Source organism: Rhodopseudomonas palustris HaA2 (genome assembly GCF_000013365.1).
GTDB lineage: Bacteria > Pseudomonadota > Alphaproteobacteria > Rhizobiales > Xanthobacteraceae > Rhodopseudomonas > Rhodopseudomonas palustris_J.
In genome coordinates, this window is sequence record NC_007778.1 from 969139 (window position 1) to 984377 (window position 15239).

General features: G+C 66.4%; 10 protein-coding genes. 6 read left to right on the forward strand and 4 right to left on the reverse strand.

Going from position 1 to position 15239, the window contains the following annotated elements:
- Positions 1-389 precede the first annotated feature (389 nt).
- Together RPB_RS04320 and RPB_RS04325 are read right to left on the reverse strand one after the other, a co-directional pair.
- Positions 390-3218 carry a sulfide/dihydroorotate dehydrogenase-like FAD/NAD-binding protein gene (locus RPB_RS04320; protein WP_011439750.1) on the reverse strand — a complete coding sequence of 943 codons (2829 nt, stop codon included), beginning with the start codon at positions 3216-3218 and terminating at the stop codon, positions 390-392.
- Positions 3215-8203, reverse strand: a complete 4989-nt coding sequence (locus RPB_RS04325) for a 2-oxoacid:acceptor oxidoreductase family protein (protein ID WP_041797943.1) — start codon at positions 8201-8203, stop codon at positions 3215-3217. Before RPB_RS04325 ends, RPB_RS04320 begins: the two co-directional genes overlap by 4 nt.
- A 459-nt stretch (positions 8204-8662) precedes the next feature.
- Between RPB_RS04325 and RPB_RS04330 the strand changes: the two genes are divergently transcribed.
- Entirely contained in the window at positions 8663-9232 is a 570-nt protein-coding gene (locus tag RPB_RS04330) for a DUF2478 domain-containing protein (protein ID WP_011439752.1), read from the forward strand.
- A gap of 54 nt (positions 9233-9286) precedes the next feature.
- Here RPB_RS04330 and RPB_RS04335 read toward each other — a convergent pair whose 3' ends face one another.
- Complete coding sequence (locus RPB_RS04335) at positions 9287-9769, reverse strand: Dps family protein (protein WP_011439753.1); 483 nt, start codon at positions 9767-9769, stop codon at positions 9287-9289.
- 302 nt (positions 9770-10071) lie between these two features.
- Between RPB_RS04335 and RPB_RS04340 the strand changes: the two genes are divergently transcribed.
- Positions 10072-11073 (forward strand): hypothetical protein, encoded by a 1002-nt coding sequence (locus tag RPB_RS04340; protein ID WP_011439754.1) that lies wholly within the window; start codon positions 10072-10074, stop codon positions 11071-11073.
- A 48-nt stretch (positions 11074-11121) separates the two neighbouring features.
- Here RPB_RS04340 and RPB_RS04345 read toward each other — a convergent pair whose 3' ends face one another.
- Positions 11122-11331 (reverse strand): TOBE domain-containing protein, encoded by a 210-nt coding sequence (locus tag RPB_RS04345; RefSeq protein ID WP_011439755.1) that lies wholly within the window; start codon positions 11329-11331, stop codon positions 11122-11124.
- Between the two features lie 84 nt (positions 11332-11415).
- Here RPB_RS04345 and RPB_RS04350 point away from each other — a divergent pair, with 84 nt between their 5' ends.
- The 4 genes from RPB_RS04350 to modC all read left to right on the forward strand — a co-directional run bounded on the left by RPB_RS04350 (position 11416) and on the right by modC (position 15188).
- Positions 11416-12207, forward strand: a complete 792-nt coding sequence (locus RPB_RS04350) for a TOBE domain-containing protein (RefSeq protein WP_011439756.1) — start codon at positions 11416-11418, stop codon at positions 12205-12207.
- A gap of 99 nt (positions 12208-12306) precedes the next feature.
- The gene (gene modA, locus RPB_RS04355) at positions 12307-13113 is read left to right on the forward strand and encodes a molybdate ABC transporter substrate-binding protein (protein WP_198135173.1); all 807 of its coding nucleotides are present in this window, start codon (positions 12307-12309) and stop codon (positions 13111-13113) included.
- Between the two features lie 258 nt (positions 13114-13371).
- Positions 13372-14058: a molybdate ABC transporter permease subunit gene (gene modB, locus RPB_RS04360; RefSeq protein ID WP_011439758.1), complete on the forward strand. Its 687-nt coding sequence runs from the start codon at positions 13372-13374 to the stop codon at positions 14056-14058.
- Positions 14055-15188 (forward strand): molybdenum ABC transporter ATP-binding protein, encoded by a 1134-nt coding sequence (gene modC, locus RPB_RS04365; RefSeq protein WP_011439759.1) that lies wholly within the window; start codon positions 14055-14057, stop codon positions 15186-15188. The genes modB and modC overlap by 4 nt, the downstream gene beginning before the upstream one ends.
- The last annotated feature ends 51 nt before the right edge of the window (positions 15189-15239 follow it).

Consider the following 15239-nt stretch of genomic DNA (forward strand, 5'->3'; position numbering starts at 1 on the left):
GGCGACGAACGCGGGCACGGCGAGTCGGATCAGCCGGCTTGTTCTTTGGCCTCCTCGCGCCGCCGTCATCCTGAGGCGCGAGCGAAGCGAGCCTCGAAGGATGAGGGCAACGGGCACCGTGGCCCATCCTTCGAGGTCCGATGTGCCGCGCATAAGCGCGGCGCATCGGACACCTCAGGATGACGTCGAGGAGGTCGAGATTGAGGGAGGAAGAACGGCGCTGCGGTCACCTCCGCAGAACGACAATGGCCGGGGGCGAACCCCGGCCGATTCGTGTCGGTTGCGTCATTGCGAGGAGGCGAAGCCGACGAAGCAATCCAGAGGCTCCGTGCACGGAGCTGGATTGCTTCGCCTTCGGCTCGCAATGACGATGTCGCGACGTCGAGCCCCTACGCGAACCCGTGCTTGGCCTTGCTCTCCAATTCCTGCGCCTTGAAGGCGTTGAAGCGCGGCAGGAACTTGTCCCAGTCGATGATGTGGGCGTCGATTTCCGGGCCGTCGATGCAGGCGTGCTTGCGCACCATCTTGCCGTCGATGGTCACCGGCACCATGCAGGCGCCGCACATTCCCGTCGCATCCACCATGATCGAGTTGAGGCTCGCCACGGTCTTAACGCCGTAGGGCTTGGTGAGATCGCTCACCGCCCGCATCATCAGCGGCGGGCCGATCGCGATCACTTCGGCGATGCTGCGGCCGAAGCCCTGCTGGTTGGCCTTGATCATCTCTTCCAGCGGCCCGGTAACGAAGCCCTTGACGCCGTAGCTGCCGTCGTTGGTGGTGTAGATCAGCGACAGTTGATTGCCGAATTCCTGCTTCAGCTTGCCGACGCGCTCGTCGTCGCCGGTCCAGAACAGGAACTCCTTGGCGCGGAAGCCGGAGATCAGCGTGACGTGATTGCCGAGCCGCAGGTGCTCGCGCATGATCGGATACACCGGCGGCAGGCCGACGCCGCCGGCGCAGAACACCACGGTCTGGTTGCCGTCGTAGCGATGCAGCTCCGAGGCGCGGCCGAGCGGGCCGGCGACGCCACTGAACGCATCGCCGATCGCCATCCGGTTGATCTCCAGCGACGAGGTGCCCATGCCCTGCACCACGAGGTCGATGGTGCCTTTCTCGGCGTCCCAATCGGCCAGCGTCAGCGGGATCAGTTCGCCCTTCTCCCACGGCAGCACGCGGACGAACTGCCCGGCCTGCGCTGAGCGCGCCACCATCGGGGCGCGCACGGTGAATTCGACGATGCCGCCGGCCAGCGTCACCTTGTCGACGATGGTCTGTTCGATCTGGCCGAGCTCGGTGTAGCGCGCCGCGCGCTCCACACGGTCCTTGATCTCGGCGGCGGTGAACGGGATCTCGCCGACGATTTCCTTGGCCGCCGCCTGGCCGTCGCCGGCCGCGCGGATCGCCGTGGAGCCGCCGCGTGCGGCGTCGCCGCCGGAGTACACGTCCTGGATCGAGGTGCGCTGCGAGCCGGCTTCGACCTCGATCGTGCCCCATTTGTTGGTCTTAAGCCCGGGCTCGGCGTCGCGCATGATCGGGTTGGCGGTGTTGCCGAGCGCCATGATCACCAGATCGACCGGCACGCGTTCGATCTCGCCAGTTGGCTTCGGGCTGCGGCGGCCGGATTTGTCCGGTTCGCCGAGCTCGTTGACGTCGAGCAGCGCGTGGGTGACGAAATGGGTGTGGTCGTCGCCGATGAATTCGCGCGGCGCGCGCAGCACCGCGAGATTGATGCCTTCTTCGAGCGCGTGATGCAGCTCCTCGACGCGCGCCGGCATCTCGCTCTTGGTGCGGCGATACACGATGGTGACGTTGCCGCCCAAACGTTTCGCGGTGCGCGCGGCGTCCATCGCGGTGTTGCCGCCGCCGATCACGAACACGTTCTTGCCTTTGGTCTCGGGCAACGGCGTCTCGTAGCGGTCGTCGAGGCCGCGCATCAGGTTGACGCGGGTCAGGAACTCGTTGGCCGACATCACGCCGAGCAGATGCTCGCCGGGCACGTTCATGAACGTGGGAAGCCCCGCGCCGGTGCCGACAAAAATCTTCCAGAAGCCTTCGGACTTGAGGTCTTCCAAGGTGGCCGTCTTGCCGACCACGAAGTTCTTCACGAAGCGGCCGCCGAGCAGCGTGATCTTCTCGACGACGTCGTCGATCAGCTGGTTCGGCAATCTGAATTCCGGGATGCCGTAGCGCAGCACGCCGCCGAGGTCGTGGAACGCCTCGAAGATCGTGACCGGGAAGCCTTCGACCGCCAGCAAGTACGCGTTGATCAGGCCGGACGGGCCGGAGCCGACCACCGCGATCGGCGGTTTTGCCGCCGCGGCCCACGGGCTGATGCGGCCGGCAAAGCGCTCATTGGCGTTCGGATTCACCAGCTTCTCGTGTTCGGGCAGATACCATTCGAGCTGGCCGATCTCGATCGGCCGCTTGGTATGGGTGCAGACGCCCTGGCACTGCAGTTCCTGCGGGCAGACGCGGCCGGTGACGTTGGGCAGCGGGTTGCAGCTCTCGATCAGCTCCAAGGCTTCGCGATGCTTGCCGTTGCCGAGCAGGTCCAGCATCTCGGGGATGTGGATCTTCACCGGGCAGCCGCCCTTCGGCTCGCTCTTGCCGTGGATCAGCACGCCGAGCTCGCACGGTTTGTCGTCGCACTGCTTGTCGCGCATCACTTCGAGCCAGACGAACAGCTCGCACTCCCGCAGCGAATAGCCGATCGACTGGTAGCCGAGATAGCCCTGGTTGACGAGGTCGAAGTCGACCGCGCGCTGCTCCGCCGGGCGGATGTAAGGCGGGATGAACGCCTCGCCCGGCCAGCCTTCCGACAGGTTTTCGAACATCGGATAGCGATCGCGCAGATGCAGGTCGATCGCCTTGATGAACTTGCGCTTGAACTTCAGCGGCAGCGCCCAGATGAAGCGCTGCAGGATGATCGACATATCATCGCCGCGGGCGAGCAGATTCCACAGCGTCGTGGTGAACGCTTCGCCGAGCTCCGCCTGCTGGAATTCCCAGACGATCGCCTGGGTGCCGTCGGCGATGAACATGTTGCGCAGCGACGCCGGGTCGTTGAGCAGCCGCTTCTGCAACAGCGCGATCTGCTTCTGGAACACGCCGACCGCTTCGCTGGCTTGCAGCTCCTCCAGCTCGGTCTTGGAGCTTTCCAGCGCGCTGCGCGCCTGCTGATAGCGCAGCACGTCGTTCGGCACGGTGAGGCTGCTCATCGGATGATCTCCGCGTCGCAATTCGCCGCCGCGCGGCTGAGTTTGGCCGACAATTCGGGCGTCACCTTGAGCTTGCCGAAGACGCCGGGAATGACGTGAGCGACGTCCTTCGACGCACCGCCGACCACGATCTTGGTCAGCTCGAACACTTCGGGCACGTCCTGATAGCAGCTCTTGCAGTTGGTGCATTTGTCCAGATCGGCATCGTCGATATGGATCGGCTCGGCGCCGTTGCCGTTGGCCGGCTTGGCGCCGTTGGTCGGCGCCGCCGCGGCGGGCGCCGCCGCGAAGCCGTTCATCAGCCCGGCAAAGCCGCCGGCGGCCGGCGCGTTGGAGGAAGCGGCGAGTTCGCTCATGCCGCGCGCGATCTGGTCGAGCGAGGATTCGCGGGCCTTGACCTGCTCCTGGTACTGCTGCTGCAGCGCTTCCAGTTCGACGCGGTGGCTGTCGTCGAGTGCGCGGATGTCGAAGCCGGCGAGCACCTGCAGCGTGCGCCAGTATTTGCGCCGCTCTTCCACCAGCGCCACCACGGTCTCGCCGACCGCCATCCTGACCAGCTTCTTGTCGGCGTCGGCGACATGGATGAACGGCGTCCTGCCGGCCCGCGCAGCGGCGTCGAGCGCCACGTACTCGTCGATCGGCAGGCCGTCGGCCTCCTTCTTCATCGGCTTGAACTGCTTGCGGAAGCGGACTTCGGTATAGGCGAAATCGGCCGGGGTCAGTTTCGCCTTCATCAGTTGGGTCGCGCCGCTGTCGTCGACATATTCGATCGACTTGCTGGCCCAATCCTGATCCGGCTCCGGATTGCCGTCGAGGCAGAACGCGCGCTCCAGCTTGCCGGCCTTGCGCGGGTCGTGGACGAACACGGGATTCATTCGGCTCTCCACCGCCAGCCGCGCCTGGCGGTTGGCGACGGCGTCGCCGATGCCATGCTCGGCCTGGCACGGCGTGTAGACGTCGAGCACCGCCGGCGACGAGCTGTGGTTGAGGAACTCCATCACGTTTTTCAGGAAGTGCCCCTGCAGCGCGGTCGCGGTCTGCACCACGAACACGTTGGGATGGAACGAGGCGATCAGGCCGAGCTCCTTGCGGGATTCCTGCTTGCCGTGATTGGCGATACCGAACCGCGACAGGTCGGAGTCTTGACCAGTCAAGCTCGCGGTCGAAGTCTGGCCGCCCGTGTTGGAATAGGCGCCGGTGTTCAGCACTACCACCTTGATCGGGGTCTTGGTCGACAGCAGCCGCGACAGCGCGCCGAAGCCGATGTCGTAGGTGGCGCCGTCGCCGCCCATGCTCAGCACGGTCGGCAGCAGGCCGCGCTCCTCCGGCGTGAACTGGCCCCAACCGAAGTAGCGGAAGAAGCCGTCGTGCTTGGCTGGATCATAGGCGTCGGCCAGCTCCAGCTTCGCCACCCGCAGCGCGCGAAAATCGTCGGAGGCCTGCGCGGTGAGGCCCTCGAAGATGCCCTTCGCCACCGCCGGGGTGTCCTGGAACAGGCTGTTCACCCACGGGTCGGTGTAGGGGTTGAACGGGAAGGTCGAGGCGTAGACGCTCGAACATCCCGTCGCGTTGGCGATCACCATGCCGGACGGGCCGTTGCCGGTCGGGCCGCTCTCGTAGGTGTACAGCCGCTTCTCCAGCGTCTTCAGCGTCGCGTCGATCCGCGCGGCGCGCGCCGCGTCGCCTTCGACCTGCGTCCGCTTGGCGGTGAGCTGGTCGATCAGGGCTTCCAGCTCGCGGGTGTGGTCCTTGCGGCGCTTGTCGTGGATCGCGTGGTTGGTCGAGGTGACCAGCCGGATCGCGGTGACTTCGCCGCAGCCCCGGCAGGCGCCGTGGCCGCCGGTGGTGGCGTAGTAATTGGCGCGGTCGAGCATCAGCCGCTTGGTCTCACCCTCGGGCTTGGTCGCGCCTTCGGTGAAGCGCGCCGGGGTGTTCGGGGTGCGGCTGAGGAATTCGAACCGGGCCTGGAGCTGCTCCAGCAGCGGCTCGTCCTGCTCGCGATCGACCAGCGCGCCGGGGCCGCAGACGTCGATACATTCGAGGCAGCCCGAGCACTTCCACGGATCGACGCTCACTGAATAGAGGCCGCCGGTGCCCGGCTGGCTCTTCTCCATCGCGTCGAAGAACGGCCGGGTGCGGGCCACCGGATACACCGACAGCGCCGCGGCGAGCTTGCCGAGATTGCGCTTCAGCGTGGCGTTGTCGAGGCCGAGCGGTTCGGCCGCCTGCGCCACCACTTCGTGGAACGGTCTGTCGTCCTTGGCCGAGCGATACACCTCGCGAATCGCTTCGCTGAGAGTCGGCACCTGGCCGCGCAACGCCTCGGCTTGGGCCGGCGCGATGTCGAGCTGCTTGATCGCGGTGCCGAGCAGTTCGTGGATGTCGTGCACGGCGTTGGGGATCGCCGCGTCCGGGCAGACCAGCGCGCATTCCATGCAGCCGGTGCACAGATCGGCGTTGAACTCCGGCACGTTGCGGCGGAACAGGCCCTTGTCCTTGGCGGCGGCGGAGCCGGCCGGCATGAACATGCCCATGCCCGGCAGCACCGGCGCATCGGCGATGGTGCCGTCGCGGAACGGGCCGGCCAGCACGTCGTCGTAGTACTCCGGATCGAGGAAGCCCGAGGCCTGCGCCGGTGCGGCGGCGCGGCACATCGACGCCGAGATCGAGGCGTCGCGCTTGGCCTTCGGGGCGGCCTTGATGGCGTCCTCGCTGAATTCCGGTGCGTCGACATCGACCTTGTGGGTCGCCTCGACGCCCTCACGGATCACCGCCATGTTGCCGTCGACGATGTCGCCGCCCTTGGCGCCGAACTTCTTGGAAATCTGCTGGCGGATCTTGTTCAGCATCGCCTCCTGCGAGGCGTCGGCGACGACGCGGTCGACATGGCCGCACACCGCGCCGATGAAGGCGATGCCCATCATCCGGGTCTCGAGTTCGGCGGTCGGCGCGTGGCGCTTGGCCACCGCGAAGGCGTCGATCACGTAGAACTTGATCTTCTTGTCGCGGATGGTCTGCCGCGCCTTGGCGGGCAGGTCACGCCAGACGTCGAGCGCCGACAGGTTGGTCTGCAAGATGAAGGTGCCGCCCTCGACCAGCCCGCGCAGCGGGTTGGTGTGCACAAAGACTTTATGGTCCGGCGAGATCACGATCTCGACGTCTTCAAGTTCGGCGTTGGTGATCTTCACCGGCTCCGGCGACAGCGTGATGTAGTAATTGGTCGGCGCACCGCTCTTCTCCGAGCCGTATTTCGGCGCCGACTTCGAGTGCATGTCGAGCGCGCCGGCCAGAATGTCGGTGAGCAGCTTGCCGGACGCGATGGTGCCGTAGCCGCCGATCGAGTGGAAGCGGATGCGGAAGGCCGAGGGCGGCAGCAGGTTCGGGTTGGTCCCGGTCGGCAGCGCCATGAACTGGGTTTCCGGATAGGCGGTCCTGAGCCGATCCTGCAGCGCCGCCATCCGCGGCGAGGCGTCCTTGGTGAAGAACTGCGTGCCGAGATACACGAACGGCGCCGAATCCGGCTTCTCCATGTTGGCGTAGCAGGCGATCATGTCGCGCGGCTGCAGATCGTGGCCGCCGAGGCCGAAGATCGCGGTGGTGATCTTCGGCAATTTGTCGAGCGCCGGAATGCCGGCATGGCGCACGCCGGCGTCGCCGTTCTCGCGCGCCTTGCACAGCGCCTGCGTCACCAGGCTGGTGAGCGCGGTGACGTCGGAGCGCTCCAGCACGGTGACGGCAGTCTTGCCCTTCAGCGCTTCGATCAGGTCCGCCTCGGGGAAGGGCTGCAGCATCTTGATCGACACCACGCCGACCTTCTTGCCCTGCGAGCGCAAGTAAGCCGCGACCGCTTCGGCGTCGTCGGTGACCGAACCGAGCCCGATCACGACGTGCTCGGCGTCGTCGCACATATAAGTCATCACCGGCTTGTATTCGCGGCCGGTCAATGCGGCGTATTCGTCCATCGCTTCCTTGACGAAGCGCGGCACCGCATTGGCGAAATGGGTGCGGTGGTCGACCGCGCCGGCCTGGAAGTCCGGCTGGTTCTGCACGCCGCCGGTCAGGCCCGGATTGTCGATATCGACCAGCGCCGGCACCAACTGCCGCGTGCCCTTCTCGGGCGCGTTGACCCACTGCCGCTTCCACGGGCCGCGCAGCTCTTCCGGCACGTAGGCGAGCGTCGCATCGATCAGCGCGGCGTCGTTGTCGGTCTCGATCGCGTCGGCATGGGAATCCAGATGCAGCTTCAGCTTGGTCAGATCGCAGGCCAGGAAATCGGCCTCGTGCCGCGCCAGATATTGCTTGAGCTGGAACACGCGGCCCTTGGCGCCGAACAGCATCTCCTGCGCCACCGTCGGGCACTTGATGCGGCCGGACGGGTCGCCGAGGAAGTCGCGCAGCAGTTCCGGCTCCGGCATCAGCGCTTCGCTGAGCATGTGCGAGGTGGCGAAGCCGTCCATCGCATTGGCGACCGGGATCAGCGAGGTCGCGGCGACCTTGTAGGAGATCGCCGCGAGGTCGGCGGCTTCCTGCGGATTGGAGCCGAACAGGATGGTGTAGCCCGACGACAGCAGTGCATAGACGTCGTCATGGCCGGCCATCACGTTGAGCGAGTGCTTCGACACCACGCGCGCGGCGACCTGCAGCACGAAGCCGCCGACCTTCTTGCCGACGGTGACGTAGTGCGACTCCAGGCCGTACAGGATGCCCTGGCTGGACGAGGCGTTGGAGATGAACTTGCCGCCGGTCAGCGCGGCGCCGAGTGCGCCGGACTGCGCCGAGTGCTCGCCCTCGGGCTCGAAGAAGAACGGGTGCTTGCCCCAGACATTGCAGCCGCCGGAGGAGCGGAACGCCTCGTAGATCTCGGAGATCTCGGTCGAGGGCGTGATCGGGTAGCCGATGACGCCGCCGCAGACATGACCCATCACCTGCGCCACCGCGCCGTTGCCGTGGATCACCGAGGGGATGCCGGGATATTTTGCGTTCATGGGTCGTTCCATTCCTAATGACTGTTGGCGCAGCGATGCCGCGCGGCGCGTCCGAGAAAAGCGGTCGGGGCCGTGGCGGCTGCGATTGCAGCGCACGGCGAACCTCGTCTCGATCCTTCAGAAGTGGCTTCCGGCGGGGTCGAACCTCCGCGGTGGTAAAGCCGTAGCCTGTGTGCGGTGCACTAGCATGCGAGAGGAGGGCTCGATTTGACGCGCATCAAAAGCGAAGAATGAGGTGCTGTTTGAGCAATAAAATTACAAAAGTCTCAAATGAGAGGCATCCGCAGGTGGCGGGGTATGGGGTCGCCGCCGCGTCGCTCACGAAGCGCACCTAAAGGCCAAATTGCTCGTAAATGGCACATACGTTATATATTTATCTATACGACGACGGGCCGGCGCCGCTGAAGTGCGGCGGACCCTCCTCCGTCCGCGGAGCGCCGGCAAACCGGCGGAGAGAAGATGACCTTCGATTCCCAATGCGATCTCGCGGCGCTGGTCTACGACCCCGGCGACGATCCCGACGCGCTGCTCCACGGCTTCGCGGCCGATCTCAATGCGCGCGGCACTCGCACCGTCGGCCTGGTGCAGTTCGCGCATCGCGTGGCGGACGTGCCGCAATTGTCGGCGACGCTGCTGCACAGCGGCGAGCAACTGCCGCTGTATCAGAACCTCGGTTCGCAGGCGTCCGGCTGCCGGCTCGATCCCGGCCAGCTACTGGCGGCCGGCGGCCGCGTCGGCACGGCGATCGGCCAGGGCGCCGACCTCGTCATCATCAACCGCTTCGGCCAGCAGGAGAGCGAAGGCCGCGGGCTGCTGCATCTGATCGTTCAGGCGCTGAGCGCCGACATCCCGCTGGTGATCGCGGTCCCGAACAAGCGCTTCGACGCCTGGATCCGGTTCGCCGACGGCATGAGCGTGCGGCTGCCCTGCGAGCGCCGGGCGCTGGAGGCGTGGTGGTCCAACCTCTCTCCGCGCGGCAGAGGCAGTGCGCCGAACGCGCACACCACGGTGTGCGAGGTCTACAAATAAATCTCCAGAGCCGGCCGTAGCCGGCCCTGGTCGATGTCGCGATTCGCCAAGTGGTCAGTCTTCGAGCAGACTGCGCAGCATCCACGCGGTCTTTTCGTGGACGTCGAGCCGCTGGGTCAGCAGATCGGCGGTCGGCTGGTCGTTGGCCTCGCCGACGATCGGAAACAGTTCGCGCGCGGTGCGCGCGGTGGCTTCCTGCGCCGACACCAGGTGCCGCACCATGTCCAGCGCCTTCGGCTGACCTTCGACTTCGGCGATCGAGGCCAGCTTGACGAATTCCTTGTAGGTGCCGGGCGCCGGAAAACCCAGCGCGCGGATGCGCTCGGCGATCTGATCCAGCGCGGTCCACTGCTCGGTGTATTGCGCCATGAACATCGCATGCAGCGTGTTGAACATCGGCCCGGTGACGTTCCAGTGGAAATTGTGCGTCATCAGATACAGCGTGTAGGAGTCCGCCAGCAGCCGGGACAGCCCGTCGGCGATCTTGCCGCGATGTTTCTCGGAGATGCCGATATTGATCTGGGGGCGCTTCTTCATGTCGTGTCCTCGTCAAGGTTGGTCGGTCGGTCGACTGCGCGAGCAGGCGTCGGCCGCAGGCCGGTATCGTTATCACGCCGCGACGCCATCAGTCGCATGATCTCCGGATTCTGCGCGCTTCGGTGGTCGACGAAAGAATGATGCGGCGAGTATTTTTGGTAACTAACTACCCTGTCATTGCTTTCGATCAAATCTAAACAACTTCCAACTTATTGATCCTATAGAACAAAATCTTTGACCCGCGCCGTCTCTCAATTGCAATTAGTTCCCGGAATGAGTTGCGTTTCGATTTCGGGGGTCGAATGGTGTTGCAGTTTGAAGCGGCGTGCGGTCGTCGCAAGAAGTCTATTTTGGGTGTGGCGCTGAGCATTCTGGCGCTCGGGTCGATGCTGCCGGTCTCGGCGGACGCCGGCGACGCGCCGTCCTGGCTGTCCACCGCCTCGGCCTCGTCGACCAGCGCTGCCGTGCGGGCCGTCAAGCCGCGCGCCGAGCTGCTCGACGCGCAGGCGCAGCACGACGGCGTCGATACCGAGCACATCTTCGGCTTCAGCATGGGCTCCGACATCGGCAAGAAGGGCGAGATCGAGCTCGAGATCGAGAATGTCGGGCGCTTCAACAGGCGCGCCGGCTCGTATACCGGCGTCGGCGTGCTGTCGCAGGTCAAGTTCGTGCTCACCGACAATTTTCGCGTGGCGCCGGGCATCAGCTTTGCCTCGACCAGGGTCAGCGGCGTGCCGGACATGATCGACAACCGCCGCACCGCGGTCGCCGGCGCGTCGCTGGAATTCCGCTACAAAGTGCTCGACCGCGACGTGATGCCGTTCGGTCTGACGCTGCACGCCGCGCCGGCGTGGAACAGGTTCGACGAACTGACCGGCTTCGACGTCCAGACCTATGGCAGCGAGTTCGCCGCGCTGATGGACAAGGAGCTGATCCGCAACACGCTGTTCGCCACCGTCAACGTCTGGTACTCGGGCGGCGCGTCGCGCGACCTCAGCAACGCGTGGTCGCGCGATTCGGAGTTCTCGGTGAACGGAGCCATGTCCTATAAAGTCGGCCCGGATCTGATCCTCGGCGCCGAGGCGCGCTATTTGCGGGCCTATGACGGCCTCGGCCTCGACCGCTTCGTCGGCGACGCGGTGTATCTCGGCCCGACCTTCTCGATGCATCTGGCGCACAATGTCGGCCTGTCGGGCACCTGGAGCACGCAGGTCGCGGGCAGGGCGATCAACGACCCGCGGCGTCTCGACCTCACGAATTTCGAGCGCCACCAGGCGATGCTGCGTCTCAATTATCTGTTCTGAGGGAAGGGCCGGTCGACGCTGCGCACACACAGCGTCGACCGGCCGCCATCAGTCGATCGCCACCAGCACGTCCGAGGCCTTGATCACCGCCATGGCGGCCTGGCCCTTGGCGAGCTTCAGCTCGTCCACCGCCTCGTTGGTAATCGCCGCGGTGACGACCGCGCCGCCGCCGATGTCGATGCGGACATGCGAAGTGGTGGCGCCCTTTTGAATGTCGATGATGGTGCCCTTGAGCTGGTTGCGGGCGCTGATCTTCATAGTCGAATCTCCTGGTTGCGGAATGTCCCGATCGGGGTTAGCGTTATGTAGATCATCTATATAACCATCGGCGAGCCCGTCTTTATGCCAATCGAGGCTACGGTCACCCTGAAGACCAAGGACATTTCCGGCGTCGGCCGCGACCGCATCCGGCTGCTGCAGGCGGTGGCGCGCGAGGGCAGCATCACCGCCGGCGCCAAGGCGGCGGGCCTCAGCTACAAGGCGGCGTGGGACGCGCTCGACGCGATGACCAACATGTTCGGCCGCCCGCTGCTGGAAACGCGAACCGGCGGCAAGGCCGGCGGCGGCGCGGTGCTGACGCCGACCGGCCTGCGGGTGATCGAGGCGTTCGGCCGGTTGGAGGCCCAGATGGCGCGGGTGTTGCGCAATCTCGAGCCGGACCTCGCCGGCACCGGCATCTCCCCGCTCAATCTCGTCTCCGGATTCTTCATGAAAACCAGCGCCCGCAACGCCCTCCGCGGCACCATCACCGAAATCAATTCCGACACGCTGAGCGCAGAGGTCGCGGTCGCGGTGTCGGCCGACACCACGATCTACGCGTTGCTGACCAGCGAGAGCGTGCGCAGCCTGGGTCTCGTGGTCGGGCGCGAGGTGATCGTGCTGATCAAGGCGCCGTTCGTGCTGATCTCGCCGGGCGCCACGGCGCCGATGGTGTCGGCGCGCAATTGCGTGCACGGCGTGGTCCGGCGCGCCGACGTCTCCGCGGTCAATGCCGAGATCGTGCTCGATATCGGCGACGACAAGACGCTGGCCGCCTCGATCACCGCGCGCAGCGCCGTCGACATGAAGCTGTCCCCCGGCGATCCGGCCTGCGCGTTGTTCGACGCCGCACACGTCATCGTCGCCATCGATTGATGCCCATGCATCCGCGTCATTGCGAGGAGCGTAGCGACGAAGCAATCCAGGAGAGGCGCGCAAGTGGCTGGATTGCTTCGTCGGCTGCGCCTCCTCGCAATGGCGGATGAGAGTTCATTGTCCACACTTAGGAGTCATGCTTTGAAACACGTCCTCAAACTCGCGCTGCTCGGCGCCGTCGCGGTCGGCCTGTCGGCCGGCCAGGCATTCGCCGCCTCCGCCCACGTCGCCGTCGCGGCCAATTTCACCGAGCCGGTCAAGGAGATCGCGGCGGCCTTCAAGGCCAAGACCGGGCACGAGCTGGTGCTGTCGTTCGGCGCCAGCGGCCCGTTCTACAGCCAGATCACCCAGGACGCGCCGTTCGAAGTGTTCCTGTCGGCCGATAGCGCGCGCCCGAAGAAGCTCGCCGACGAGGGCCTCGGCGTGAAGGACAGCGTCTTCACCTATGCGATCGGCAAGCTGGTGCTGTGGAGCAAGGCGCCCGGCGTGGTGAAGGGCGAGGCGACGCTGAAGGACGCCAAATTCGCCAAGCTGTCGATCTGCAATCCGGCCGCCGCGCCTTATGGCGCTGCCGCGGTCGAAACCATGCAGGCGCTGAAGCTCGATGCCGAGCTGAAGCCGAAGCTGGTCGAGGGCGCCAACATCACCCAGGCCTATCAGTTCGTGCAGACCGGCAATGCCGAGGTCGGCTTCGTGGCGCTGTCGCAAGTGATCAACGACAAGGACGGCTCGCGCTGGATGGTGCCGCAGTCGCTGTACAAGCCGATCACCCAGGACGCGGTGCTGCTGAAGAAGGGCGAGGCCAATGTCGCCGCCAAGGCCTTCATCGACTTCCTCAAGGGCCCCGAGTCGCGCGCGATCATCGAGAAGTACGGCTACGAAGTCGCGCCCGGCAAGGCGAGCTGAGCGACGCTGCATGCGAGCGCCTCTTCCCGTCATTGCGAGCGCAGCGAAGCAATCCGGCTTCATGCACGGCGCTTCGCTCCCTCTCCCCGTGCGCGGGGAGAGGGCCGGGGTGAGGGGGCGTCTCCGCGAGTTTGGGCCGCTCGGCCTCGGGGAGGCGCCCCCTCACCCGACCAGCGTCGCTGCGCTCCGCCGGTCGGCCTCTCCCCGCGCGCGGGGAGAGGTTAGTGCCGCGCCCCGCACAGGCATCCGGGCGCACCAATGACGGGCCTTCCCCCCGATATCTGGCAGCCGGTCTGGCTCACGATCGAACTCGCGGCCATCACCACGATCATCCTGCTGATCGTCGGCACGCCGATCGCGTGGTGGCTGGCGCGCTCCAAGGCGGCGTGGAAGGAGGGCGTCGCCGCGGTGGTGGCGATGCCGCTGGTGCTGCCGCCGACCGTGCTCGGCTTCTATCTGCTGGTGCTGATGGGGCCGGACGGGCCGGGCGGCGCGATCGCCGGGCTGTGGGGCGGGCGCACGCTGGCCTTCACCTTCGGCGGTCTGGTGTTCGGCTCGGTGATCTATTCGATGCCGTTCGTGGTGCAGCCGATCCGCAACGCCTTCGACGCGATCGGCGACCGGCCGCTGGAAGTCGCCGCGACGCTGCGGGCCTCGCCGCTGAAGGCGTTCTGGACGGTGGCGGTGCCGCTGGCGCGGCCGGGCTTTCTCGCCGGCGCGGTGCTCGGCTTCGCCCACACCGTCGGCGAATTCGGCATCGTGCTGATGATCGGCGGCAACATTCCCGGCAGCACCAAGGTGCTGTCGGTGGCGATCTACGACTATGTCGAGACCTCGCAATGGCGCGAGGCCAATATCCTCGCCGGCGGCATGGCGGCGTTCGCCTTCGTGGTGATTCTCACCATGATGATGCTGGAAAAGCGTACCGCGCGGATCAGAGGATGAGGGCGATCGCTCCGCGCAGCATTCGTGGCGAATTCCGCGGCCGGCTCGGCGGCTTCGCGCTCGACGCGGCGTTCAGCGTGCCGGCGACCGGCATCACCGGCCTGTTCGGTCCGAGCGGCTGCGGCAAGTCGACGGTGCTGCGCTGTCTGGCGGGGCTGCAGCGTCTGCCCGGCGGTCGTTGCGACGTCGACGGCGATGTCTGGCAGGACGAGGCGACCTTTCTGAAGCCGCATCAGCGCCCGATCGGCTACGTGTTTCAGGAGGCCAGCCTGTTTCAGCATCTGTCGGTGCGGGCCAATCTGCTGTACGGCGCGCCGCGTGGCGGCGCCGACGCGGCGGAGGGCGCGGTCGGCTTCGACGAGGTGATCGAGCTGCTCGGGCTGTCGCATCTGCTCGACCGCGCGCCGCGCAATCTCTCCGGCGGCGAGCGCCAGCGCGTCGCGATCGGCCGCGCGCTGCTGTCGCAGCCGAAACTGCTGCTGATGGACGAGCCGCTGTCGGCGCTCGACCGACTGACCAAAGACGAAATCCTGCCGTTCCTGGAGCGGCTGCATGCAAGGCTGTCGCTGCCGGTGATCTATGTCAGCCACGACATCACCGAGATCGAACGCCTCGCCGATCATCTGATCCTGATGCGGGCCGGCAAAGTGCTCGCCGCCGGACCGCTGACCGAGCTGCAGAGCGATCCGGCGCTGCCGCTGGCGACCGCGCGCGACGCCGCGGTGAATGTCGACGCCATCGCGGAGTCCTACGATTCCGTCTACGGCCTGCTGACGCTGCGGCTCGACGGCGGTCGATTGCTGGTGCCGTCCGCGCCGGTGCAGCCCGGCGAAGCGCGCCGGATCAGGATCGCCGCGGGCGATGTCAGCCTCGCGCGCGAGGCGCCGCACCGCACCTCGATTCTCAACATCCTGCCGGCCCGGATCGCCACGACCTCGCCAGTCGGCCCCAACGAGGTTCTGGTCGTGCTGGCGCTCGGCCCGGGCGGGCAGGGCGCAAGGCTGCTGGCGCGGGTGACGCGGCGGTCGTGGGATCAGTTGCAGCTCGCCGCAGGCGACGAATTGTTCGCGCAGATCAAGGGCGTCGCGCTGGCCCCCGAGCGCGGTGCCGCGCGCGACTCTGCATCGTAACCATTGCGGTCCGCCCCGACGATCCGACCATGCGAAGCTGCGAAGTCACGC

What these genes read in the sequence shown, in the direction of transcription:
- RPB_RS04320 (WP_011439750.1), bottom strand. Translation starts at nt 3,218, where the DNA reads ATGAGCAGCCTCACCGTGCCGAACGACGTGCTGCGCTATCAGCAGGCG.
- RPB_RS04325 (WP_041797943.1), bottom strand. Translation starts at nt 8,203, where the DNA reads ATGAACGCAAAATATCCCGGCATCCCCTCGGTGATCCACGGCAACGGC.
- RPB_RS04330 (WP_011439752.1), top strand. Translation starts at nt 8,663, where the DNA reads ATGACCTTCGATTCCCAATGCGATCTCGCGGCGCTGGTCTACGACCCC.
- RPB_RS04335 (WP_011439753.1), bottom strand. Translation starts at nt 9,769, where the DNA reads ATGAAGAAGCGCCCCCAGATCAATATCGGCATCTCCGAGAAACATCGC.
- RPB_RS04340 (WP_011439754.1), top strand. Translation starts at nt 10,072, where the DNA reads ATGGTGTTGCAGTTTGAAGCGGCGTGCGGTCGTCGCAAGAAGTCTATT.
- RPB_RS04345 (WP_011439755.1), bottom strand. Translation starts at nt 11,331, where the DNA reads ATGAAGATCAGCGCCCGCAACCAGCTCAAGGGCACCATCATCGACATT.
- RPB_RS04350 (WP_011439756.1), top strand. Translation starts at nt 11,416, where the DNA reads ATGCCAATCGAGGCTACGGTCACCCTGAAGACCAAGGACATTTCCGGC.
- modA (WP_198135173.1), top strand. Translation starts at nt 12,307, where the DNA reads ATGGCGGATGAGAGTTCATTGTCCACACTTAGGAGTCATGCTTTGAAA.
- modB (WP_011439758.1), top strand. Translation starts at nt 13,372, where the DNA reads ATGACGGGCCTTCCCCCCGATATCTGGCAGCCGGTCTGGCTCACGATC.
- modC (WP_011439759.1), top strand. Translation starts at nt 14,055, where the DNA reads ATGAGGGCGATCGCTCCGCGCAGCATTCGTGGCGAATTCCGCGGCCGG.